Raw genomic sequence first — 23,184 nt, forward strand, 5'->3', positions numbered from 1 at the left:
AGGACCATGGATATGCTGAAAGAGTTCGAACGGATCGCGATTGCCGCCGGCGAAGTGATCATGGAAATATACCGTGGCGATATCGATGTCATGGTCAAAGGGGATCAGTCTCCGGTTACGGAGGCTGATCAGCGGGCGGAAGCGCTTATTCTCTCCGAGCTGAAAAGCCTGTACCCCGACATTCCAGTCGTGGCAGAAGAAGAGGCAGCGGCTGGTCGTCTTCCCGTTCTTGACGGCAAAGCCTTCATACTGGTCGATCCGCTTGATGGCACCAAGGAGTTCATCAACAGGCGGGAAGATTTCACGGTCAATATCGCGCTGATTGAAAACAGTGTTCCGACAGCCGGTGTGGTTTATGCGCCGGCGCGCGGTGTGGCTTATAGTGGTGGCAGCGGCAAGGCTGAAAAGCTGGTGATTGAGAACGGCGCGATTGCCTCCCGTTCGGCCATAGCCACGCGCGCGCCGAATGGTCATCAGGTGGCGGTTGCCAGCCGTTCGCACAATAGCCCGGAAACGGTTGCTTTCCTTGAAGAAAAGGGCATCACGGAATACAAGTCCGTCGGCTCTTCTCTCAAATTCTGCCTCGTGGCCGAGGGTGAGGCGGATGTCTATCCGCGTTTTGGCCGCACCATGGAGTGGGACACGGCTGCAGGGGATGCAGTGTTGCGGGCGGCAGGCGGGGTGACCCTGAACACGGACGGTACGGCTTTCGCCTATGGAAAGCGCAATCAGGCGACCGATTCCGATTTTGCCAATCCGCATTTTGTAGCCTGGGGCAAGGTCTAATCGCGCTTTCAAAAGTTATATATGATGAGAACGGGCGCCTTGCGGATTGTCGCAGGCGCCCGTTTTGCGTGACATGCCTAATTCTTGCCGGAATTGACCGGGCATAACCGTTTCGGGCTGAGACATCGTCCGGTTATGGCGCAAAACCTTCGTTGTGTTGACGGTTTGGTAACCCGGATTAAGGTATCTTAAACGAAATAATGAGAATTGCGTTGGTTTGACGCAAGCCGTTCGCGGCTAAAGACGAACACCAACCGGTAGGAAAACATGTTGGCACGAAAGACAGCACTCGTACTATCTTCCCTCCTGGCTTCTGCAACCGTTGCGTTGGCCCAAACACCCAGCCGAATTGAACAGTTTAACGCGTGGGGCGCTTATTCCTATGATTCCGGCAAGGGCAAGGTCTGCTATGTGCTTTCGGTCCCGGCGGACAAGTCTCCGGCAAATGTGGACCATGGAGATAATTTTTTCCTCGTGACCCAGCGGCCAGGCCAGAACATTTCTTATGAGCCTCAGGTCATGGCGGGCTACTCGCTGAAAGGCGGATCGAAGGTCACGGCCGATATTGATGGCAAGACCTTCAGCTTTTTCACCAAGGAAAAGTCAGCCTGGCTTGAAAATGCAGCCCAGGAGCCTGCTCTTGTGGCGGCGATGAAAGCTGGCAAATCAATGAAGATCAGTGCTGTTTCTGCACGCGGCACGAATACATCCTATACCTATTCGCTTTCCGGCATTACCGCAGCGCTCAAAAAGATCGAAAGCTGCAAGTAAGGCGTCCGAAAATTCAACATCGAAGGGCCGGTTGCAAAACCGGCCCTTTTTCATATGTCAAATTGATGATAAAGGGACGCAAAATCTTATCCTGACATGGTGAAAACTATGAACGCACCTGCTGCGACCATATCGGCATTGTCGACAAAGCCTTCGCTTATCGGCCTCACACGTGAGGAACTCGGTGCTGCGCTGAAGGAACGAGGTGTGCCGGAAAAACAGATCCGTATGCGTACCGGGCAAATCTGGCACTGGCTCTACATCCGCGGCATTTCCGATTTCGACGACATGCTGAACGTGTCGAAGGATCTGCGCGCGCTTCTGAAAGAGCATTTCACGATTCAGCGCCCTGAAATTGCCGAGGAGCAGATTTCTTCCGACGGTACACGCAAGTGGCTTTTAAGGTTTCCGCCGCGTGGCGCAGGGCGTCCGGTTGAAGTGGAAACGGTTTATATTCCCGAGGAGGGGCGCGGTACGCTGTGTGTGTCCAGCCAGGTCGGCTGTTCGCTCAACTGTTCCTTCTGCCATACCGGCACGCAGCGCCTTGTGCGCAACCTGACGGCTGAGGAAATTCTCTCGCAGATACTTCTTGCGCGTGACCGGCTGGGCGATTTCCCGAATAAGGAAACACCTCAAGGCGGTATCCTGCCCTCCAGCGAGCGCAAGGTCACCAATATCGTGCTGATGGGCATGGGCGAACCGCTCTATAATTACGATGCGGTGAAGAATGCCATCCTGATCGCAACGGATGGGGAGGGTCTTTCGCTCTCCAAGCGCCGCGTTACGCTTTCGACGTCTGGTGTTGTTCCGGAAATTGCCCGTATCGGCGAGGAAACCGGCGTCATGCTGGCGATTTCACTGCATGCGACCAATGACGAATTGCGCAACGTTCTGGTGCCGATCAACAAGAAATATCCGCTCAAGGAGCTGATGGAAGCCTGCCGGAATTATCCGGGCCTTTCCAATGCGCGGCGTATCACATTTGAATATGTGATGCTGAAGGGTGTGAATGACAGTCTGACAGATGCACGCGATCTGGTGAAGCTCTTGAAGGGCATTCCCGCCAAAATCAACCTGATCCCGTTCAATCCCTGGCCAGGCACGGATTATGAATGCTCCGACTGGGAGACCATCGAAACATTCTCCGATTTCATCAACGATGCGGGCTATGCCTCGCCGATCCGCACGCCGCGCGGGCGCGACATTCTGGCGGCCTGCGGCCAGCTGAAGTCGGAATCCGAGCGCATGCGCAAGAAGGAGCGCCTGGCGCTCGAGACCCTGATGATTGCCGGTCACGGCGGCGAATAGCCGCTGCCTCTTCCGTTTTTTACGGTTTTTTTGTGCCTGATGTCGAATTGGTCAATGGCCATTCGTTCCAAGTTGTCATTCATGCAACAAAGGAGCGACGCAAATGACTTTCGCCATCACCTCTCTTTATGCCTCGATCTTCACTCTCATGCTGATCGTGCTTTCCAACATTGTCAGCGCGCGGCGCGGCAAAACGGGTTTATCCATCCTCCATGGCGAGGATATGCAGCTTGCCTATGCGATCAGGCGGCACGGGAATTTCGTTGAAACTGTCCCCTTTGCTCTTATCCTCATGCTTCTGGCAGAGAGCGCGGCAATGCCAGTCTTGCCGCTGCACGCTGCCGGCATTCTTCTGGTGGTCTCGCGCATCGCACATATTTTCGGCTTGAAAGCGGATGGAAAAATGCATTTCCTGCGCATTGCAGGGGGTGTGGGAACGCAGCTGGCGATGCTTTCGCTGGTCATATACCTTTGCTGGACAATCTTGCAGTAATTTTTTTCAAGTGCATGTCGAATTTTGCAGATCTCAATCGTCCATATAGTGCCGGACAACTTGAAAGAGCCGGCGACAGGACAACCGATAGAAGGAAAAGTTCAATGCAATATATGGCGCTTATTTATGTTGACCCGGCTTACCAGACACCGCCTGGCACCGCGGAATTCGGGAAGATGATGGCCGGTTACAACGAGGCCAACGAGACCTACAAGAAGGATGGCGTTTACATTGCCGGCGACGCCCTCCAGCCGACATCCACGGCCACCACGGTGCGTGTGCGCAACGGCAAGACGGAGACAATGGACGGCCCCTTTGCCGAGACCAAGGAGTTCCTCGGCGGTTACTATCTCCTCAACTGCGACAATCTCGATGATGCAATCCGCTATGCTGCGATGATCCCGCATGCTTCGATGGGCTGCGTTGAAATTCGCCCTGTCATGGTCTTCGACAATCCATGACAGGCTCGGGCCTTTCCGAGGCCGAAATCACCCGCGCGGTTGAAAAGATCGCGCGGGCAGATGGCGGGCGCCTGCTTTCCAATCTTATGGGCATGCTGCGCGATCTCCAGCTTGCGGAAGACAGTTTGTATGATGCTCTTGAATCCGCGCTTGTGCATTGGCAGCGCAATGGTCTGCCGGCATCACCGACCGGCTGGATCATGCAGACGGCCAAGCGCAAGGCCATTGACCGGCTGCGTCGGGTTGCCAACTTCGCTTCAAAGAGCGCTTACATTGCGCATCTGATCGAACTGGAAAATGCCTCAGACAGTCTGCAGGAACAGGAAACGATCCAGGATGACCGGCTGAAGCTGATCTTCACCTGCTGCCATCCCGCTCTTGATCGAAAGACCGCCGTCGCGTTGACCTTGCGGTCGGTTTGCGGATTGACCACAGAGGAAATCGCGCGGGCCTTTCTGGACAAGACCGAGGCGATGGCGCAGCGTCTGGTGCGCGCACGTCACAAGATCCACAAAGCCGGCATTCAGTACGAGGTGCCGGAGCCTGAACATTGGCGAATGCGGCTTGAGAGCGTTCTCGCGGTGATCTATCTCATTTTCAATGAAGGTTATGCTTCCAGCGACGCCGCCTATCTGCGCGGCGAGCTCTGCGAGGAAGCCATTCGTCTCGGCAGGCTTTTGATCCATCTCTGCCCGGAACAGCCGGAGGCCGAGGGCTTGCTGGCGTTGATGCTTCTGCACCACGCGCGGAGTGCCACGCGGCTCGGGCCGGCTGGCGATCTGCTGTCACTCGAAGAGCAGGACCGGGGGCAATGGGACAGGGCCATGATCGACGAAGGTATGGCCCTGTTGAAGACTGCTTTGCAGCGCGGTCAGGCTGGCCCCTATCAGCTTCAAGCCGCCATTGTAAGCCTTCATGCACAGGCGGCCTCGTTCGAGCAAACGGATTGGCGCGAAATCCTGATGCTTTATGACCTTCTTGTCCTGATGACCTCAAATGACGTCGTTCACCTCAATAGGCTCGTGGCTCTTGCGCAAGTGCGTGGACCCCAGGTCGCGCTTGAAGCGTTGGAACAATTGGAGGCAGAGCTTGGGAACTATCAGCCGTTTCACGCTGCAAAAGCCGAATTTCTCCGGCGGCTGGAGCGGCTCGATACCGCGGAGGAATGTTACCACCGCGCGATCGAACTGTCGTCGAACCCGGCCGAACGCCGTTTCCTGGAACGGCGTCTTGCCGGATTGCGCCGCCATGGGGATGCGGATGCTTACCCTTAAGCCCTTAAGAGTCTTAGGTTCTCAGCACCCGGTAGATTGCCGGGATCACCAGCACGGTCAGCATCGTGGAAGAGGCAAGACCGAACAGCAGCGAGATTGCCAGTCCTTGGAAAATCGGGTCCGTCAGAATGACGGCCGCACCAATCATCGCGGCCAGCGCCGTCAAAAGGATCGGCTTGAAGCGGATGGAGCCTGCTTCAATCAGCACATCCGTCAGGCTTCGTTCATCCGTATGCGTGTTGCGGATGAAATCGACGAGCAGGATCGAGTTGCGCACGATAATGCCTGCAAGCGCGATGAAACCGATCATCGAGGTTGCGGTAAACGGTGCGCCGAAGAGCCAGTGACCGCCGAGAATACCAATGAAGGTCAGCGGCACGGGGGTGAGGATCACCAGCGGCAGTTTGAACGATCCAAACTGCGCCACGACAAGAATGTAAATGCCCATGATTGCGATAGCGAAAGCCGCACCCATGTCGCGGAAGGTGACCCAGGTCACTTCCCATTCGCCGTCCCAAAGAAGCGAGGGCTTGCTCTGGTCGTCGGGCTGACCGTGCAGAATGATCTCCGGCTTTTCAAGACCCGTCCAGTCCATCTTGTCGATGGCATCCTGAACCGCGATCATTCCGTAGAGCGGTGCCTCGTAGTCGCCGGCAAGCTCCGCGGTTACCATCTCGGCTGCGCGGCCATTGTGGCGGAAGATCGGGTAGGACGCGCGTTCTTCCGAAATCTTCACCACATCGCCAAGCTCCACGACGGCGCGGGAGCCGGGGATGACATTGGCTGGAATTGGCGTAGACAGGAAGCGCTCGTCCAGAACACGGTCACCTTTCGGTCTGCCGATCTCAATCGGGATCGGCGGGCGGCCTTCGCCACGGTGTGAATAGCCGATGGTGGTCGTGCCATTCAGCATCTCGAGCGTATCAAAGACATCACTTTCGGCAACACCGTAGAAGTCCAGATCGTCTGTCGAGATCGTTGCGCGATAACGCCGGGCAGGTTCCCCATAGCTGTCGTCCACATCGACGACGAAAGGAACGGATTTGAAGGCTTCTTTCACCTTCTCGGCCACAGCCCGCCGCGTTTCGGCGTTGGGCCCGTAGATTTCGGCAAGAAGTGTGGCCATCACAGGCGGGCCCGGCGGCGGCTCGACGACCTTCAAGGATGTACCTTCGGGTACGCTCAATTCCTTCAGGCGTTCGCGCAGGTCCAGCGCGACCTCGTGACTGGAACGATCACGTTCGCCCTTCGGTGTCAGCATGAGCTGCACATCGCCCATATAGGGGTTGTTGCGAAGATAGGCGTGGCGGACGAGGCCGTTGAAATTGAACGGCGAGGCGGTGCCAGCCTGCGTTTGCAGGGAAACCACTTCCGGCAGGGAAAGGGCAACGCGGGCAACATCCTGCGCCACGGCATCCGTGGCCTCTGTTGATGAGCCTTCCGGCAAATCAATGGTCACCTGCAGTTCGGCCTTGTTGTCGAAGGGCAGGAGCTTCACCGTCACATGCTTGGTGTAAAAGAGCCCCAGCGAGCCGAGCGTAGCAATGCCGACAAGGATGAGGAAGACCCAGCTTGCCTTCTTGGAGGCGAGGATGGGTTTTGCCATTGCCGCATAGGCTTTGCCCAGCATGCCGCCCGAACTGTGGTCGTCATGGTGATTGGCCGGTGCATTGCCGGCAATCTTCAGCATCAGCCACGGCGTTACGATGACGGCAACGAAGAAGGAGAAAATCATCGCGGCCGAGGCGTTCGCCGGAATGGGGCTCATATAGGGACCCATCATGCCCGACACGAAGAGCATCGGCAGCAATGCGATCACAACGGTCAGCGTTGCGACAATCGTTGGGTTCCCAACTTCGGCGACGGCCAGAATAGCGGCCTCTCTCCGGTCACGGCTGCTGATACCCCAGTGGCGGGAAATGTTCTCGATCACGACAATGGCGTCGTCAACCAGGATGCCGATCGAGAAGATCAATGCAAACAGCGAGACGCGGTTGAGCGTATAGCCCATGACATTGGCGGCAAAGAGCGTGAGCAGGATTGTGACGGGGATGACCAGGGCCACAACCAGTGCTTCCTTGCGACCGATGGCGAGCCAAACGAGCAGGATAATGGAAACTGTGGCAAGACCCAGATGGAAGAGAAGCTCATTGGCCTTCTCGTTGGCGGTTTCGCCGTAGTCGCGGGTGACTTCCACGCTCATGCTGTCGGGAATGAGTTTGCCTTCGAGGCTTTCCATATGTTCGATGATGCGCTCTGCGACCAGCACGGCGTTGGCACCGGCGCGCTTGGCAACTGCCACGGTGACAGCGGGTACACGACGCGTGCCGCCGGCTTCGTCGCGGCTTACGGTCGAGACAAGCGCGTCATTCGTGTCGGTTGCAAATGCAATGTCTGCCACATCGCGCACATAGACCGGCCGGCCATCACGCGTGGTCAAAACCAGGTTGCCGATCTCTTCGGGCGTATTGAGCGTTTCACCGGCGACAACGTCGATCTCATGACCCTTGTCGCGCACCAATCCGGTCGAGAAAGAGCGGTTGGCCATGGTGACCTTGCCGACAAGAGACTGAAGGGTGACGCCGTAGAGTGCCAGTCGTTCCGGGTCCGGCGAGACGCGGATAACGCCGTTCGTTTCACCCACGATGTAGCTCAGCCCAACATCGTCGATTTGCGACAGTTCGGAGCGGAGCTGGCTTGCAACCCGCGTGAGGTCGGTTGCATCGACGTCTGCGCCCTTGTCGAGCGAGGGGGTGAGGGTGAGCGTGACGATGGCAACGTCGTCGATGGTGCGCCCCACGATCATCGGTTCGGGAATGCCGACGGGTATGCTCGAGAGGTTGGCGTTGATCTTGTCATGAATACGCAAGACCGCTGCATCGCCAGACGTTCCCACGTAAAAGCGCGCCGTGACCATGACCTGCTCATCGCCGGTTTGCGAATAGACGTGTTCGACGCCATTGATGCTTTTGACAATGGTTTCCAGCGGTTCCGTCACCAGCTTTTCGGCATCCGGTGCCTTCAAACCCGGTGCGCGCACGATGATATCGACCATCGGCACGGAAATCTGCGGCTCTTCTTCGCGCGGCAAGGTGATGAGGGCAACGAGGCCCAGCATGAAGGCAGCGAGCAGAAATAGTGGTGTCAGCGGTGACGTGATGAAGGCGCGGGTGAGGCCACCTGCAATGCCGATATTCGGTTCATTCATGGCAGCACAACCTCATCGCCGGCTGTCAGTCCGGTCAGAATTTCTATCTTGTCGCCATCGTCCAGATGCGTTGCATCACCGGTAACAACCGAACGTTCGATAGATGTACCGTTTGTTTCGACCTCAACGTAGTCGATGCCAAAGCGAGTGGTGACGGCTGACTTGGGAACAAGCAATGCTTGCCGTTCGCCAACCGGTATGCGCACCAACACGCGGGCGTTCACGAAATCCGTATCCAGATTTTCGACCTCTACATCGGCGATGATCCGGCCATTGTCGATCTCGGGATAGATCTTGGCGAGACGACCGGTCGTCGCCTTATTGGTATCGCCGGCGATTTCGATTTCCGCCCCCTGCTCAAGCATGGCGTCCAATCTTTCGGGAATGGCAAGACGAATGAAAAAGCCGCCGCCGCCGATTGTGGCGACAGGTTCACCGCCCATGATGACGGCGTCCTTTGTGACGGGAACGGTCAAGACCTTGCCATCAATGGGGGAGAGAACGGCGCCTTCCTTTTCCTGTTCTTCAATCACCGCACGCTGGGCTTCAGCGGCCGCAATCTGATTGGTCAGCACGTCAACCTGGGTGCGGAGCTGATCGAGGCGCTGTACTGTGGAAACGCCGCGCTTGATCAGCTCTTCGGCGCGGACCAGTTCGGTCCGCGCATTTTCGAGGGAAACCTGAAGGCCTTTAATCTGGGCATTCGTTGCGGCGATCTGAAAGTCGATCTTATCGTCCTTGACGACGGCAATTTTTTGCCCGGCCTTGACGCTGTCGCCTTCCGTTACCGTCAATTCGATAATGGTGCCGCCGATGCGGGCGCGTGCCGGAACGCTGTCCCGGCTTTCCACGCGACCATATACGGCCTTCCACTCGGGCACTGTGCTCGGTTCAAGTTTGAGCGTATCGGCAAAGGCTGGCAATGCCATTGTCGTTAAAAATGTGCCGAGTACGAGCGGCTTGATCGAATTGGAACGACGCATCATTTCCCCCATAGAGTGTGCAGTCAGAATGCACTTCCGGATTTCACACCGAGTTTTTTCAGGATCATTGCCAGCGGGCAGAAACCGGTGAAAGCGGATTGTAGCAGATTAGCGCCAACAAAGGCCGTCAACCAGTAGAATCCGGGGTGAACATAAAGGGCGAGTGCGAGCGAGATGAGCACAACACTACCGGCAAAGGCGAGAACGATCTTGTCAATGGGCATTGGAACCTCCAGGGTTTTACATAGCGCAATTCCTATATATGGTTTTTGTTATTTATTCCAATACCCGGGTGACGTTTTTCTGAAGCGATGGGCAAAGGTCACAAAAATACAACACAGACGTCTTCGCCAGAGACGAAAAACGCCGCCGGTGAAAACGTTCAAGCTATTGTCTTTTTGTGATTTTGTTTAACGTGCCTGGGTGAAGAGTATCTTCACGGCGAAAAGCGAGAAAACACCGCCGAACGTATAATCGATCGTGCGCAAAACGCGCTTGTTCGCCATCAGCCAGTTCGAAAGCTTGTCTGCCGCAACGATGAAGGCAATGCCGAAGGGCAGTGCGACGACAATGAAATAGAAGCCCAGAAAGATGAGTTTGCCGGTCACGTGCGGATCGCCTGCGCTGACAAATTGCGGCAGGAAGGTCATGAAAAAGATGATGACCTTCGGATTGAGAATGTTCACCCACAGGCCGTTGAACATGGCTGATAGCGCGCCGACTTTCGTGGGCTTTTTTGCCTGCGGGCCGAGCCGGAACGTCGAGCCTTTGAAAATGGCCTGTATTGCCAGCCAGAAGAGATAGGCGGCACCCCCGGTTTTTAAGATCATGAAGGCGACAGGAGAGGCAATGATCAAGGCCGAGACGCCGAAAGCCACCAGCAGCGTGTGGACGCAAATCCCGAAATTCGTTCCCAGCAAAACCCAGAAGGCGACTGACCTGCCATCGCGCATGGAACGGCTCATCTGAAGCGTCATGTCGGGGCCGGGGGTCAGTGTCAGAAGAAGCGACGCCAAAGTGAAGGCGGTCAGCGTTGCCAGATTGGGCAGGAAGTCCATGGTCAAACTCGTCGGAAGCCGGAATACGGTGATCATTATCGATTTTATGGCGTCAATGCCAGAAAATAAGTTGAGTGGTGACCTAACCGTCAAAGGTGCGTCACCCCCTTGAACTTCGCCACGGGCGCGCTAAAAGAGCCGCAACAGCTTTCAATTCCGGGTTTTGCCCGGTGCAATGAGTGGACAAGACAAAATGGCGCTTCCCAAAGACGTAAAGAAAGTCGTGCTCGCCTATTCCGGCGGTCTCGACACATCGATCATCCTCAAATGGCTTCAGACCGAACTTGGCGCGGAAGTCGTAACCTTCACCGCCGACCTCGGTCAGGGTGAAGAGCTTGAGCCCGCCCGCAAGAAGGCGGAGATGAACGGCGTCAAGGAAATCTATATCACCGATGTGCGCGAAGAATTCGTGCGTGACTTCGTCTTCCCGATGTTCCGCGCGAATGCCGTTTATGAAGGCGTCTATCTGCTGGGTACATCCATTGCACGCCCGCTGATTTCCAAGCACCTCATCGACATTGCCCGCGAAACCGGTGCGGACGCAATTGCACATGGTGCGACGGGCAAGGGTAACGACCAGGTTCGTTTTGAACTCTCCGCATACGCTTTGAACCCCGATATCAAGATCATCGCACCATGGCGCGACTGGTCATTCAAGAGCCGTACGGACCTTCTCGATTTTGCCGAAAAGCACCAGATCCAGGTGACGAAGGACAAGCGTGGTGAGGCACCGTTCTCCGTTGACGCCAACCTTCTTCACTCGTCTTCTGAGGGCAAGGTTCTGGAAGATCCGGCCCAGGAAGCGCCTGAATATGTGCACATGCGCACGATTTCGCCGGAACAGGCGCCCGACAAGGCAACGATCATCAAGGTCGGTTTCCGCAAGGGTGATGCCTGCTCGATCAACGGTGTTGAGATGTCGCCCGCCACACTTCTGGCGGAGCTGAACAATTATGGCCGCGACAACGGCATTGGCCGTCTCGATCTCGTTGAAAACCGTTTTGTCGGCATGAAGTCGCGCGGCGTATACGAAACGCCAGGCGGGACGATCCTGCTCGCTGCTCACCGGGCCATCGAGTCCATCACGCTCGACCGTGGTGCCGCGCACCTCAAGGATGAGCTGATGCCGCGTTATGCCGAGCTGATCTATTACGGCTTCTGGTTCTCGCCGGAGCGGGAAATGCTGCAGGCGGCGATCGACAAGAGCCAGGAAAATGTCGAGGGCGAAGTGACGCTGAAGCTCTACAAGGGCAATGTGATGGTTGTCGGCCGCGAGAGCGACAAGTCGCTCTATTCCGATGCGCTGGTGACATTCGAAGACGATCACGGCGCTTACGACCAGAAGGACGCAGCGGGCTTTATCAAGCTCAACGCGCTGCGCCTGAGAACGCTGGCCAAGCGCAATCAGCGCTGATTATTGTCACAGACCAACGAAGAAGGGCTCCGGATTATCCACCGGAGCCCTTTTTGTTTTATGCCTTGAAGACGATCTTGCCTTTGCGGCCCGGCTTGGCGCTGGCGTCTGCGGCCAGGCCGGCTTCGGTCAGTCCGAAGACTTCTTCCACCGGCAGGTTCAGCTTGCCCTGCGCAGCGAGCGTGACAAGCTCGGTAATCATGCGCACGTAATCCTTTGCATTGGTCTTGCCGCCGCGCTTGGCGCCCCAGAAACCGACAACCTTCGCCTGCTTGAAAATCAGGTCGCCAGACGAAATCTCCATGTTGCCACCACCCATTGTTCCGAAGATCATGAGCGTTCCACCTTCACCGAGAAGGCTCATGAGCTTGCCCGTTTCCTTGCCACCAACGGAATCGATGGCGTAGAGAATGGGAGCGCCGCCGGTCAGCGCCTTGGCCTTCTTCATCCAGTCTGCATCGCTGGTGCTCACAGCGTTGGTGATTCCGAGCGCTGCCAGTTCTTCGACAGCAGATTCGCGGCGCACGACGTTGACCACGTTAATGCCGCGCGATTTGCAGATCATGGAGATGGTTTTGCCGACAGCACCGGTTGCCGCGTTCTGGATGATCCACTCGCCTTCCTTTGCGCCGAGGTCTTCGAGCGCCATCATTGCACTGATCGGCATGGCGATCAGCTGGCAACCCACTTCGTCGCTCACGCTGTCAGGCAGAGGAACTGCACGGGCAGCGGGCATCAGGAAATATTCGGCCCATGCTTCAGTTAGTGAGGCGGCCATCACCCGCTGACCAACCTTCACATTTTCCACACCTTCGCCCACGGCATCGACAATGCCGGCAGCTTCGGTGCCGCCAACGGCAGGCAGTTCAGGCTTGACGCCATATTCACCACGGATGGTCCAGAGATCATGATTGTGGATGGGCGACATCGTCAGTTTGACGCGGATTTGGCCGGGGCCCGGATTGGGTACGGGGCGTTCGCCCAACTGCAGAACTTCGCCTGGATTGCCGAAGGATTTATACTCGATAACGCGCATTCTTGGAGTTTCCTGTTTTTGCGTTTTGGTTTCTTATAGTGGTGTTGGCACTTTTAGATTTCAATTTTTTGCGATGCACTTTTCGACAAGGAAGAGTGCAGGAAATATGTCGCGATGCTGATTGCCCCCATCGCCGGGACGATCACGATCATTGCCAGGTGCTGATCGATAAACAGGCCTGAAAGAAAGCCGCCAAGAAGGCCTGTTCCCATTTGCAGGAAGCCCATCATGGACGAGGCCGATCCCGCAATGTGGGGAAAAGGCTGGAGTGCGGCCACCATCAAATGCGGAATGATAAAAGCAATGCCGAAGGCGTAGAGTGCGACTGGTCCCATGACCGAAAGATAACTCGGTTCCAGCATCAGGCCGCATATTATTGTGGTGATACTGCCCGCGGCAATGAAGAAGAGGCCCGGTTTGATGAGCTGTTCGGCATTGGCCCACCGCATGCACAGGCGAAAAGCGAGTGAACCGAGGAGGAACATGCCTGATTGCAAGAGCATTCCTATGCCGAACTGTGTCGGGGTCAGTCCTACTTCGTCAATGAGGACGAAGGGTAGGATGTTGGCCAGCGTGTAAAGCGTTCCCACTGACGCTGACAGAACAACGGTGCCGGTCATGAAAATCGGATTGATCAGAATGGTGCCGTAAGCTTTGAGAAGGGGAGCCGGCTTTATTCGTTGCCTGTCGGGCAAGATTGTCTCGGTCATCGTTGTCATGACGATTGCCAGGGTGATGATCGACATCAGCAGCATTGTGAAAAAGATCGAGCGCCATCCGAAATTTGCCAGAAGGACGCCACCGATTGTCGGCGACATGGCAGGGGCAATGGCAAGTATGATGCCGGTCATATTCATAATGCGGGCCGCCTGATGGCCGCTGAACTGATCGCGGATAATGGCACGGGCAACCGTTTGGCCCACGGCAGCGCCGATGCCCTGCACCAGACGCCCGGCGATCAAGAGTGCGACCGACGTGGAAAACGCCGCAAGCAGGCTGCCAACCATATAAAGGGTCAAAAATACCAGTGTCGCCTTGCGCCGTCCAAACGCATCGGCAATTGGTCCGGTCGCAAGCTGGGCAAGTGCAAAGCCGCCGAAATAGACGGAAAGGGTTATTTTGATTGCCGATTCAGGTGAGCCGAAGGCGATGGCCAATTGCGGCATGGCGGGCGTGTACATCGCGAGGCTCAACGGACCGAGCGCGATCATCAGCGCGGCAATCATGCTCGTGCGTCGCTCGCTCATCGTGGAAACTTGAATATGCTGCATTTTTTATCCGTTCGCCAAAGCAGGCAGGTCGTTGAATGCGGTTAGATTTTCCCGCAAGGTCAGGAGACCAAGCTTGAGCGCCTTGCGCTGGTCGGGGTCGAGGCCGGTTTGTAAGTCCTCGAGCATCTCAGCGGTGTGTTCCCTGATACGGTCCACCATGACGCGTCCCGCATCTGTCAGGGTCACGATCTTCGCGCGGCGATCCACCGGGTCAGGTTCGCGCATTGCCAGTTCCTGAGCCTCCAGCCGATCAACATAACGGCAAACTGTCATCGGTTCGATGGACATGTTTTCCGCCAGTGTGTTCTGTCGGCAACCGGACAAGGCATCGATACGCAGAAGTGTGCGCGCTTCACCTGCCGTCATTCCCAGACCGGCACGGTTGATGCGACGCTCAAAATCAGCGCGCAGAAGGCGCGATATGTCTGTCAGCAGGAAGCCAAGCGACTGCGGGTCTGTTCGTGACGTCATGATAAGTCTCACATATAATAAGCATTACTTACTAAATTGAAATGCTGCTTTTCTCAAGGGGGCGGCATCAATTTTGTCACGAGTGCTTGCACTCCTGCCTTTCAACATAAACATATAGCCAAGACTGATTTGATTTGCCGCAGAGGAACGTTATGACACTCGCCCCACTCAATCCCGCTTTGACCCATTGGAACGGCAAGAACGGCCTTCCGGACTTCGTTGCCGTGAAAGACGAGGATTTTGCACCGGCCTTCGATGCGGCGATGAGGGAGCACGATGCTGAAATCGATGAAATCGCTGGAAACCCGGAAGCGCCCACCTTTGAAAACACGATTGTGGCACTGGAGATTGCAGGCGATGCGCTGTCACGCGTTTCCGCACTCTTCTGGAACCGGGCCGGTGCTGACACCAACCCCACCATTCAGGGCCTGGAGCGGGACATTTCGCCCAAAATGTCCCGGCACTATTCCAAGATCGGCATGAATGAAAAGCTGTTCCAGCGGATCGATGCGCTTTGGGAAAAGAAAGATACGCTCGGCCTTTCGCTGGAGCAGACGCGGGTGTTGGAACGGCATTGGAAAGGTTTTGTGAAGTCCGGTGCCAAGCTTCCCAAAGCAGAGCAGGAGCGTCTTGCAGCGATCAACGAACGGCTGGCCTCGCTTGGCGCGAATTTCGGACAGAACGTGTTGGCCGACGAATCCGGCTGGGCGCTCTTCCTGGAGGAAAGCGACCTTGAGGGTATTCCGGAGTTCCTGAGGGATGCCATGGCCGCGCAGGCCGAGAGCCGCGGCGAGGCAGGCAAATTCGCTGTCACGCTCTCGCGCTCGATCATTGAGCCGTTCCTCACCTTCTCCGAGCGTCGCGATTTGCGCGAGACGGCTTTCAAGGCATGGATTGCGCGCGGTGAAAATGGTGGTGGAACGGACAATCGCGAGATCATCCGCGAAACACTTGCGCTGCGCGATGAAAAGGCGAAGCTTTTGGGCTACGAACATTTTGCCGCGCTGAAGCTCGACAACACGATGGCCAAGACACCGGAAGCGGTGAACGGGTTGTTGATGGAAGTCTGGGAGAAAGCTCGTGTTCGCGCGCTCGAAGAGGAGGCTGATCTTGCCAAGCTGATTGCGGCAGATGGCAAGAACCACGACGTCGCGCCCTGGGACTGGCGTCATTATGCCGAAAAGCTGCGGGCGGAAAAGTTCAGCTTCTCCGAAAGCGAGTTGAAGCCCTACCTGCAGCTTGAGAAGATCATTGCGGCTTGTTTTGATGTGGCAGGTCGTCTTTTCGGGATCTCGGCGACAGAGTTGAAGGACGTCAAGGGGTATCATCCCGATGTCCGCGTCTTCGAAATTCGTGACAGCGATGGTTCGCTCAAGGCCATGTTCCTCGGCGATTATTTTGCTCGCCCCTCCAAGCGATCAGGCGCCTGGATGAGTTCGTTTCAGGGCCAGCACAAGCTGAAACTCAAGAACGGTGCGGACGGCGAAATCCCGCTGATCTACAATGTCTGCAACTTTGCCAAGCCGGCAGCTGGCAAGCCCGCACTTCTGTCGCTTGATGATGCCCGCACGCTGTTCCATGAATTCGGTCACGCGTTGCATGGCATGTTATCGGATGTCACCTATCCGTCCGTTTCGGGAACGGGTGTTTCGCGCGACTTCGTGGAATTGCCCTCGCAGCTTTACGAACATTGGCTGACGGTTCCGGAAATTTTGAAAACCTATGCCGTGCACTATCAGACCGGCGAGGCAATGCCGCAGGAATTGCTGGACAAGGTTCTGGCAGCCGATACGTTCAATTCCGGTTTTGCGACCGTGGAGTTCACCTCGTCGGCGCTTGTTGACATGGCGTTTCACACGGCAAAGGAACCGGTTTCCGATCCGATGGCGGTGGAAGCCAAGGTGCTGAAGGATATCGGCATGCCGTCTTCCATCGTGATGCGCCATCGGACACCACATTTCCAACATGTCTTTGCCGGCGACGGTTACTCGGCGGGCTATTATTCCTACATGTGGTCTGAGGTGCTTGATGCGGATGCATTCGAAGCGTTTGAGGAAACCGGCGACGTTTTCGATGCGGGTGTTGCCGAGAAGCTGAAGAGCCAAATCTATTCCAGCGGCGGCTCTGTGGACCCGGAGGATGCCTATAGGGCCTTCCGCGGCAAACTGCCAAGCCCGGAAGCGCTGTTGCGCGGGCGCGGACTTGCTGCGTAATGGCAGGTGCCGCTGGTTGTCGCGGCACCGAAGGCGGTGAATTTCAAGCGTTATCCTTTGCTCAAGCAGAAGACTGTTGACCACTTCTCCCCGTTTGCGGGGAGAAGTGGGGCCGTCAAGCCGCGCATTCCAGAAGCAGTGTGCCAGCTGCGGTATTGGAAATCGGAATGTGATAGTTGCGGGTAATCTCGGTCACATCGTCGCCAAGTGCGCCGCGCATCATCATCCACATGAGGAATTCCGTGCCTTGTGCACCGGCCTTTTCGACCAGTTCCATGCGGGAAATCTTGGTCAGTTCTTCCGGGTTATGCACGATGTTTTCGAGGCAATAACGGTCGAAATCCTTGTTGATGAAGCCTGCGCGCTGGCCATCAAGCTGGTGCGAGAGACCACCTGTGCCGAGGATCACCACCTTGGCATCTTCGGGGAAAGACCGGAGCGCCTTGCCGAGCGCCTTACCGAAGTTCAGGGCGCGGTTGAGCGTCGGGATTGGATGCTGCACGGTGTTTGCCGAAATCGGCACGGCGCGCGGCATGTCCGGATTGTTCGGCGCGCCCGGCCAGAAGAGCTGCATCGGGACCACGAAACCATGGTCCACGGCCAGTTCCTGGCATGAGGTGATATCGAACTCGTCGGCGACGAGGCTTTCGATAATATGCCAGGAAAGCTCCGGCGCGCCGGGGAACGGATCAAGCGAGGGGAGGCCCCAGCCCTCATCTTCATTCTTGTATTCATGGGCGGCACCGATTGCGAATGTTGGCATCTTGTCGAGGAAGAAACCGAGGCCGTGATCGTTATAGATATTGATCACATAGTCCGGCTTGTTTTCCTTGATCCAGGCGTGAACCTTCGGATAACCGTCGAAAAACGGCTTCCAGTAAGGATCGTCATAGAGTTCCTTCTGGATTGCATTACCGACTGCAGGGATGTGGGATGTGGTGATCCCGCCAAGTATCTTTGCCATTGTAAAGTCCTCCCTCAGGCCTGGCTTGCAAGATATTCTTTGAATTCTTCGGTGGTCTTGCCTGTCTGAAGACCGCCGACATCCTGAACGCTGAGGCCAAAAATGCCGGCCAGCTTTGCGAGGTAATAGATGTTGCCGCCGGCATCGATCATGGCCAGAACGTTGCGGCTGCGCACGGCATTCTTCTGCTCTTCATTCAGGCCGAATTTGGCCATGTAGCCTTCTTCGTCGGCCTTGAAGGCGTCGCGATTGTCCTTGGAATTGAACGAGTAGCACATCTTGTTCAGCGCATAGCCCTTCATGGCCTGCGTGCCATCAAAAATCGTCGTGCCTGGAATATGGATGTGGTGGTCGAACCCTGGTTGGTCCATTGTCTTTCCTCCCGGAATTGGAACTTCGAAAGGGTTCTTTTTCAGCCCTTTCCTGAGAAGAAGAGGCTAGACGGGTTGAGGCGGATTTATTTGATTCAGATCAAGCAGCGTGTGCGTGCACTGCTGAAAAGGGGCTTGGGCCCATTCAAACAAAGCCGGCCATATAAGTTATCTCTATTGTGTTTGAAAATGCTTGTTCAGGGGCGCAAAAAAAAGGCGCTCACCGGATTCCGGTGAGCGCCTCTCGTTTTTCCATTTTGAAACGCGATCAACCCCAGTAGAGCCGCATCGGGTTGTCGACCAGAAGCTTCTTTTGCAGCTCAGGCGTGGTTGCGATGCGGGGAATGAAATCCACGAGTTTGCCATCGTCGGGCATATGGGATTTCAGGTTCGGATGCGGCCAATCGGTGCCCCAGAGAACACGGTCGGGGTAAAGATCAACAATCGTCTTTGCGAAGGGAACGACATCGTCATAGGTGTCGGGGCCGGTCACGGAAAGGCGCTCCGGGCAGGTAACCTTCGACCAGAACTTCTCATCCTTCATCAGATCGACGAAAAGCTTGAACTGCGGATGGTCGACGCCAAGCGTCACATCCGGGCGGGCCATATGGTCGAAGACCACGGTGACCGGCAATTGCTTGAGGAAGGGAATGTTTTCCTCCAGCTCTGGCGCTTCCATATAGACCACGATGTGCCAGCCGAAGGGCTTTATCTTTTCGGCGATGGCCAGAAAGTCCTCTTTCGGTGTGGAATCCACAAGCCGTTTGACGAAGTTGAAACGCACGCCCTTCACACCGGCGTCGTTCATGTCGGCAATCTCGGCTTCGGTAATGTCCTTGCCGACAGTTGCAATGCCCTTGGCCATGCCATTGGAGGCGCGGCAGGCGTCCACCATGGCGCGGTTGTCCTTGCCGTGACAGGTGGCCTGGACAATCACGTTGCGGGAAAAGCCGAGGAAGTCGCGCAGTTCGAAAAGCTGCTTCTTGGAAGCGTCACAGGGCGTGTATTTGCGCTCAGGCGCAAAGGGAAATTCTGCTGCCGGACCGAAGACGTGGCAGTGCGCGTCCACTGCACCGTTCGGCAGCTTGAACGTGGGTTTGGAGGGGTTGGGATGGAAAACCAGCCAATCGGGATCCATGTGTCTATTCCTCTTGTGCAAAGACCGTGCCGTCGAAAAGCTTGCGGGCGGTGCGCAGGATGGCTGCACTCGCCACATTGCCATCGCCGTCGAGATTGGCGACGACGGTCATTTCGCCGGTCGGGTGTTCAATTGAAAGATTGCGTTCCGGCCCGCTGCCAACTTCTGCCAGTTCTGCAGCAGGAGAGCCATCCAGCAGGCAGGCTGTGGCAACACTGACAGCACCGAGCACGCCAATGGCGTCATGGCAGGAATGCGGGATAAAGGTGCGGGTCGAAATAGCACCGCCATTCTTGGGTGCCGAGACCATCGTCATTTTCGGCACCGATTTCTGGGAAACATCGCCCAGGTTCATCAGCGGTCCACATTTGGCGCGGATGGCTTCGAGCTTTTCACGCAGTGCCTGATTGCCTTCCAGCGTCTTCGGGTCTTCGTCGCCGGTAATGCCCATGTCGGAGGCGCGCATGACAACGCAGGGCATGCCGTTGTCGATCATGGTCACTTCCACGCCTTCCACAATATCGACTGCATTGCCGGTGGGCAGAAGCGCGCCGCAGGATGAGCCAGCGGTGTCCTTGAACTCGATTGGAACCGGTGCGGCTGAACCGGGCGAACCGTCGATGCGGGCATCACCCTTGTAGGTCACCTTGCCGCCGGGCGTTTGAATGCGCGCTTCGGCAAACTGCCCGGTGTTTTCCATGTAGATCTTGACAGGGGTGACGCCATCCTGTGCCTTTACCAGGCCGCGCTCGATGGCGAATGGTCCGACGCCAGCGAGGATATTGCCGCAGTTCTGCGCATCGGTGACAACAGCTTTGTCGACGAAAACCTGTAGAAACAGATAATCGACGTCCGCGCCATCACGTTCCGATTTCGAAATCACGCCGACTTTGGAGGTCAAAGGATGCGCGCCGCCCATGCCGTCGATCTGGCGGGTGTCGGGCGAACCCATGATTTCCAGCAGGAACTGATCGCGCTCGGCCACATCCTTGGGCAAATCTTCGGCAAGGAAATAGCCGCCCTTGGAGGTGCCCCCGCGCATCCACATGCAGGGCGCGGAGGTTTGTTTAGACATATTTCAGGCCCTTTTCGGCCAGACGCTCACGCATCTTGTAAATGTCGAGGCCCAGTTCGCCGGCAGCCAGGCGCTTGCGCTTATCTTCTTCAGCGGCCTCACGCGCCTCGGCCTTTTTCAGAACCTCTTCGGCTTCCGCACGCTTGACCACGCAAACGCCGTCGTCGTCGGCCACGATGATATCGCCGGGCTCGATATAGGCTCCAGCGCAGACGACGGGGATGTTGACCGAACCGAGCGTTTCCTTCACCGTTCCCTGTGCGAAGATTGCCTTGGACCAGACCGGGAATTTCATTTGTGTCAGGTCGCGCACGTCGCGAACACCACCATCAATGATCAGGCCCACGCCGCCGCGGGCCTGCATGGAGGTGGCCAGCAGATCGCCGAAATAGCCGTCCTCGCAAGGCGACGTCGGGGCGAGCACCAGAATGTCGCCCTTCTTCACCTGTTCGATGGCCACATGCACCATCCAGTTGTCGCCGGGTGGTGCCGAGATGGTGACGGCGGATGCCGCCAGCCGCGCGCCGGAATAGATGGGGCGCATGTAGGATGCGAGCAGGCCCTTGCGGCCCTGCGCTTCATGAACGGTGGCGACACCACAGGCGCCCAGCTTGGCGATCACCTCGGGGTCGGCCCGTTCGATATTTTGAACAACAACTGCCATTTGATCTTCTCCCTTCTTGAGTTGGCCCAGTGTCTGACGGCTGGATTACAGCTCGTCCACCGTGCGCGGGAAGATCGACTGGAAGCCTTCGGCATATTTGCAATCACGACCGCCGGACTGGCCTCCGGAATTGCGCTTGAAGTGGTTGGCGCGGTTCTGGGCGACGCGGGTGTAGAAGTCCCAAAGGTGCTCCTGGCCTTCCATGCATTCAATGGCCGCACGCTTCTTGTCCCAGACTTCGGTGATATCGAGGAAGGTATCCGGCTTCCAGCCCATCTGTTCGGTCTGGTGGGGTTCGAAGAGGTAAAGCTGCGGTGCGCCGAGAACCTTTTCGCCTGGATTGTGACCCCAGGCTTGCGCGATCATGCGGGTTTCCAGCACGAATTTCGTCGTGTTCATGTGGTCGGTGTTATAGGGGTCCCACATGGAATGGCTCATCATGAAGGACGGCTGAACCTTGCGGATAACATCCACCATCCGGTCGCGGGCTTCTGCGCCGAGATCAAGCGGATAGTCGCCGAGATCGAAGGAGACGAGGTCGTGCACGCCAAGCGCCTTGGCCGCGTTTTCAGCTTCCTTGTGGCGGGCTTCTTTCACAACATCCAGGGTCATGCCGGGCTGCTTCCAGAGCTTTGCGCTTTCGCCGCGCTCGCCATAGGAGAGGCAGACGACAGTGACATCATAGCCAAGCTTGGCGTGAAGTGCGATTGCGCCGCCGGCGCGCCAGACAAAGTCGGCTGCGTGGGCGCTGATAACGAGTGCAGTTTTATTGGCCATTGATACCACTCCAGATGATTCACGTGTTTCCTGAGATATTGGCCGATTGCATACGGCCTTGGGCCAACTATGCGGCAAATTGCCTGCCGTTGCCATTTGAAATGCATCGCACATCATAAGCTTTTGCTATAGTATAAATGAAAGTCCCAAGGAGAACTGCCTGTTGCACATACCCAATATTCGTCATCTGCGCGTATTCCGTGAAGTTGCCCACTGCGGATCAGTCAGTCTTGCGGCGGAGCGCGAGCATCTGTCACAACCCGCCGTCACGCAGGCGATTGCGGGACTGGAAGAGGATTTTGGCGTCTCCCTGTTTGAACGGCGCAGCGACGGCATGCATGTCACTGCAATCGGCGCGGTCTATCTGGGGCGTGCGGAAAAGGCGCTGCAGTTTTTAAAGAGCGGAGCGGACGAAGCACTGCGTTTTGGCCTTCGGCAAAAGGGGCGCGGTTTTCAAGGCTTTCATCGCATGTTGACGGTTGCTCAGTTGCGGGCACTCACTGCCATGTCGCAAGCCAATAACTTCACCATCGCGGCACGCAATATCGGCATATCCCAGCCCTCGATCCACCGGGCGGCGCGCAATCTGGAAAAGCTTTGCGGCATGACGCTGTTCGTCAGCGCGCCGGAAGGCATCATGCTCACCCAATCGGCGCTTGCCCTGGCGCAGCATGCCAATCTCGCCTTTGCGGAGCTGAAGCAGGGTTTCGACGAAATCCAGGCTCATCTCGGACGTGACTCCTCGCGCATTCTGGTTGGCTCCACGCCGCTGCCGCGGACATATATTCTGCCGAAAGCCATCGACGATATGGTGAAGTCGACGCAGGCTGTGCAAATCCAGGTCATCGATGGCCCCTATGGAGAGCTGCTCGGGCGCTTGCGCAATGGCGAAATTGATTTTCTCATCGGTGCGCTGCGCGATCCGGTCCCGATCAATGATGTCGAGCAGATTCCGCTTTTTGACGATCCGTTGGCCATTGTTGCGGGCAAGAACCATCCGTTGGCCGGCAAGAAGAAAGTCACTCTGGAAGAAACGCTTGCCTATCCCTGGGTTGCGCCACCAAAACCGACGCCCGCCGGCTCCTACCTTTTCGATGTTCTGAAAATCGGCGAGCGCGAAGAGACACCGGTTCGCGTGGTCACGAGTTCGCTGGTGCTGGTGCGCGAATTGCTGACGGCGGGCGATTATATTACCATCATTTCCCTGCACCAGATCCGCCATGAGCGGGACTACGACCTGCTGGTGCCTTTGCCCGTGGTGCTGGAACATTCCGAGCGTGCCATCGGTTTGACAGTGCGGCGTGGCTGGCGGGCGACGCCCGCACAGGCGAAATTCATAGATTTCATAAAGAAATCCAGTGAAAACGGGCATTTATACGATATGGCACGCGGCGACTATTCGAAAAATCAATAGCCTGCGCGGCTTTTGAATGAGCAAGCGTCGCTCG

General features: G+C 56.6%; 22 protein-coding genes. 9 read left to right on the forward strand and 13 right to left on the reverse strand.

Annotated elements, in window-relative coordinates:
- The first annotated feature begins 12 nt into the window (after positions 1-12).
- The 6 genes from cysQ to NHF56_RS00625 all read left to right on the forward strand — a co-directional run bounded on the left by cysQ (position 13) and on the right by NHF56_RS00625 (position 5,093).
- Complete coding sequence (gene cysQ / locus NHF56_RS00600; protein ID WP_252804773.1) at positions 13-786, forward strand: 3'(2'),5'-bisphosphate nucleotidase CysQ; 774 nt, start codon at positions 13-15, stop codon at positions 784-786.
- A 267-nt stretch (positions 787-1,053) separates the two neighbouring features.
- Positions 1,054-1,557, forward strand: coding sequence for an invasion associated locus B family protein (locus NHF56_RS00605; RefSeq protein ID WP_252800620.1), 504 nt, complete (start codon positions 1,054-1,056; stop codon positions 1,555-1,557).
- Between the two features lie 96 nt (positions 1,558-1,653).
- On the forward strand, positions 1,654-2,865 hold the full coding sequence (gene rlmN / locus NHF56_RS00610) for a 23S rRNA (adenine(2503)-C(2))-methyltransferase RlmN (protein ID WP_252800621.1): 1,212 nt from the start codon (positions 1,654-1,656) through the stop codon (positions 2,863-2,865).
- Between the two features lie 103 nt (positions 2,866-2,968).
- Entirely contained in the window at positions 2,969-3,358 is a 390-nt protein-coding gene (locus NHF56_RS00615; protein ID WP_252800622.1) for an MAPEG family protein, read from the forward strand.
- Between the two features lie 104 nt (positions 3,359-3,462).
- Positions 3,463-3,819, forward strand: a complete 357-nt coding sequence (locus NHF56_RS00620) for a YciI family protein (RefSeq protein WP_252800623.1) — start codon at positions 3,463-3,465, stop codon at positions 3,817-3,819.
- A complete protein-coding gene (locus NHF56_RS00625) occupies positions 3,816-5,093 on the forward strand; it encodes an RNA polymerase sigma factor (RefSeq protein WP_252800624.1) in 1,278 nt (425 codons plus the stop codon). The genes NHF56_RS00620 and NHF56_RS00625 overlap by 4 nt, the downstream gene beginning before the upstream one ends.
- A 13-nt stretch (positions 5,094-5,106) precedes the next feature.
- Here NHF56_RS00625 and NHF56_RS00630 read toward each other — a convergent pair whose 3' ends face one another.
- From NHF56_RS00630 to NHF56_RS00645, 4 genes are all read right to left on the reverse strand, one after another.
- Positions 5,107-8,301: an efflux RND transporter permease subunit gene (locus tag NHF56_RS00630; protein WP_252800625.1), complete on the reverse strand. Its 3,195-nt coding sequence runs from the start codon at positions 8,299-8,301 to the stop codon at positions 5,107-5,109.
- Entirely contained in the window at positions 8,298-9,284 is a 987-nt protein-coding gene (locus NHF56_RS00635) for an efflux RND transporter periplasmic adaptor subunit (protein ID WP_252800627.1), read from the reverse strand. The genes NHF56_RS00630 and NHF56_RS00635 overlap by 4 nt, the downstream gene beginning before the upstream one ends.
- A gap of 23 nt (positions 9,285-9,307) precedes the next feature.
- A complete protein-coding gene (locus tag NHF56_RS00640; RefSeq protein WP_252800629.1) occupies positions 9,308-9,508 on the reverse strand; it encodes a DUF2892 domain-containing protein in 201 nt (66 codons plus the stop codon).
- Positions 9,509-9,694: 186 nt separating this feature from the next.
- The gene (locus NHF56_RS00645) at positions 9,695-10,342 is read right to left on the reverse strand and encodes a LysE family translocator (protein WP_252804775.1); all 648 of its coding nucleotides are present in this window, start codon (positions 10,340-10,342) and stop codon (positions 9,695-9,697) included.
- Positions 10,343-10,535: 193 nt separating this feature from the next.
- On the opposite strand from NHF56_RS00645, the gene NHF56_RS00650 reads away from it, so the two are divergent.
- A complete protein-coding gene (locus NHF56_RS00650; protein ID WP_252800631.1) occupies positions 10,536-11,756 on the forward strand; it encodes an argininosuccinate synthase in 1,221 nt (406 codons plus the stop codon).
- Between the two features lie 58 nt (positions 11,757-11,814).
- Here the strand turns inward: NHF56_RS00650 and NHF56_RS00655 are convergent, their stop codons facing one another.
- Genes NHF56_RS00655 through NHF56_RS00665 form a run of 3 tightly spaced genes read right to left on the reverse strand, consistent with a single transcriptional unit; the run spans position 11,815 to position 14,534 of the window.
- Positions 11,815-12,792 carry a zinc-binding dehydrogenase gene (locus NHF56_RS00655; RefSeq protein WP_252800633.1) on the reverse strand — a complete coding sequence of 326 codons (978 nt, stop codon included), beginning with the start codon at positions 12,790-12,792 and terminating at the stop codon, positions 11,815-11,817.
- A 53-nt stretch (positions 12,793-12,845) separates the two neighbouring features.
- Positions 12,846-14,063 (reverse strand): multidrug effflux MFS transporter, encoded by a 1,218-nt coding sequence (locus NHF56_RS00660; protein WP_252800635.1) that lies wholly within the window; start codon positions 14,061-14,063, stop codon positions 12,846-12,848.
- Between the two features lie 3 nt (positions 14,064-14,066).
- The gene (locus tag NHF56_RS00665) at positions 14,067-14,534 is read right to left on the reverse strand and encodes a MarR family winged helix-turn-helix transcriptional regulator (protein WP_252800637.1); all 468 of its coding nucleotides are present in this window, start codon (positions 14,532-14,534) and stop codon (positions 14,067-14,069) included.
- A gap of 152 nt (positions 14,535-14,686) precedes the next feature.
- Between NHF56_RS00665 and NHF56_RS00670 the strand changes: the two genes are divergently transcribed.
- On the forward strand, positions 14,687-16,747 hold the full coding sequence (locus NHF56_RS00670; protein ID WP_252800639.1) for a M3 family metallopeptidase: 2,061 nt from the start codon (positions 14,687-14,689) through the stop codon (positions 16,745-16,747).
- 115 nt (positions 16,748-16,862) lie between these two features.
- Here the strand turns inward: NHF56_RS00670 and NHF56_RS00675 are convergent, their stop codons facing one another.
- The 6 genes from NHF56_RS00675 to NHF56_RS00700 all read right to left on the reverse strand — a co-directional run bounded on the left by NHF56_RS00675 (position 16,863) and on the right by NHF56_RS00700 (position 21,736).
- On the reverse strand, positions 16,863-17,711 hold the full coding sequence (locus NHF56_RS00675) for a class III extradiol dioxygenase family protein (protein WP_252800641.1): 849 nt from the start codon (positions 17,709-17,711) through the stop codon (positions 16,863-16,865).
- Between the two features lie 14 nt (positions 17,712-17,725).
- Positions 17,726-18,082 (reverse strand): protocatechuate 4,5-dioxygenase subunit alpha, encoded by a 357-nt coding sequence (locus tag NHF56_RS00680; protein ID WP_252800643.1) that lies wholly within the window; start codon positions 18,080-18,082, stop codon positions 17,726-17,728.
- A 268-nt stretch (positions 18,083-18,350) separates the two neighbouring features.
- Entirely contained in the window at positions 18,351-19,220 is an 870-nt protein-coding gene (locus NHF56_RS00685) for an amidohydrolase family protein (RefSeq protein WP_252800645.1), read from the reverse strand.
- Between the two features lie 4 nt (positions 19,221-19,224).
- Positions 19,225-20,295, reverse strand: a complete 1,071-nt coding sequence (locus tag NHF56_RS00690; RefSeq protein ID WP_252800647.1) for a 4-oxalomesaconate tautomerase — start codon at positions 20,293-20,295, stop codon at positions 19,225-19,227.
- Positions 20,288-20,959, reverse strand: a complete 672-nt coding sequence (gene ligK, locus NHF56_RS00695) for a 4-carboxy-4-hydroxy-2-oxoadipate aldolase/oxaloacetate decarboxylase (protein WP_252800649.1) — start codon at positions 20,957-20,959, stop codon at positions 20,288-20,290. The genes NHF56_RS00690 and ligK overlap by 8 nt, the downstream gene beginning before the upstream one ends.
- Before the next feature lie 45 nt (positions 20,960-21,004).
- Complete coding sequence (locus tag NHF56_RS00700) at positions 21,005-21,736, reverse strand: PIG-L deacetylase family protein (protein WP_252800651.1); 732 nt, start codon at positions 21,734-21,736, stop codon at positions 21,005-21,007.
- A gap of 163 nt (positions 21,737-21,899) precedes the next feature.
- Between NHF56_RS00700 and NHF56_RS00705 the strand changes: the two genes are divergently transcribed.
- Positions 21,900-23,150: a LysR family transcriptional regulator gene (locus NHF56_RS00705; protein ID WP_252800653.1), complete on the forward strand. Its 1,251-nt coding sequence runs from the start codon at positions 21,900-21,902 to the stop codon at positions 23,148-23,150.
- Positions 23,151-23,184 lie beyond the last annotated feature (34 nt).

Origin of the sequence: Rhizobium sp. L1K21 (assembly GCF_024055895.1) — a bacterium.
Taxonomy (GTDB): Bacteria; Pseudomonadota; Alphaproteobacteria; order Rhizobiales; family Rhizobiaceae; genus Ensifer_A.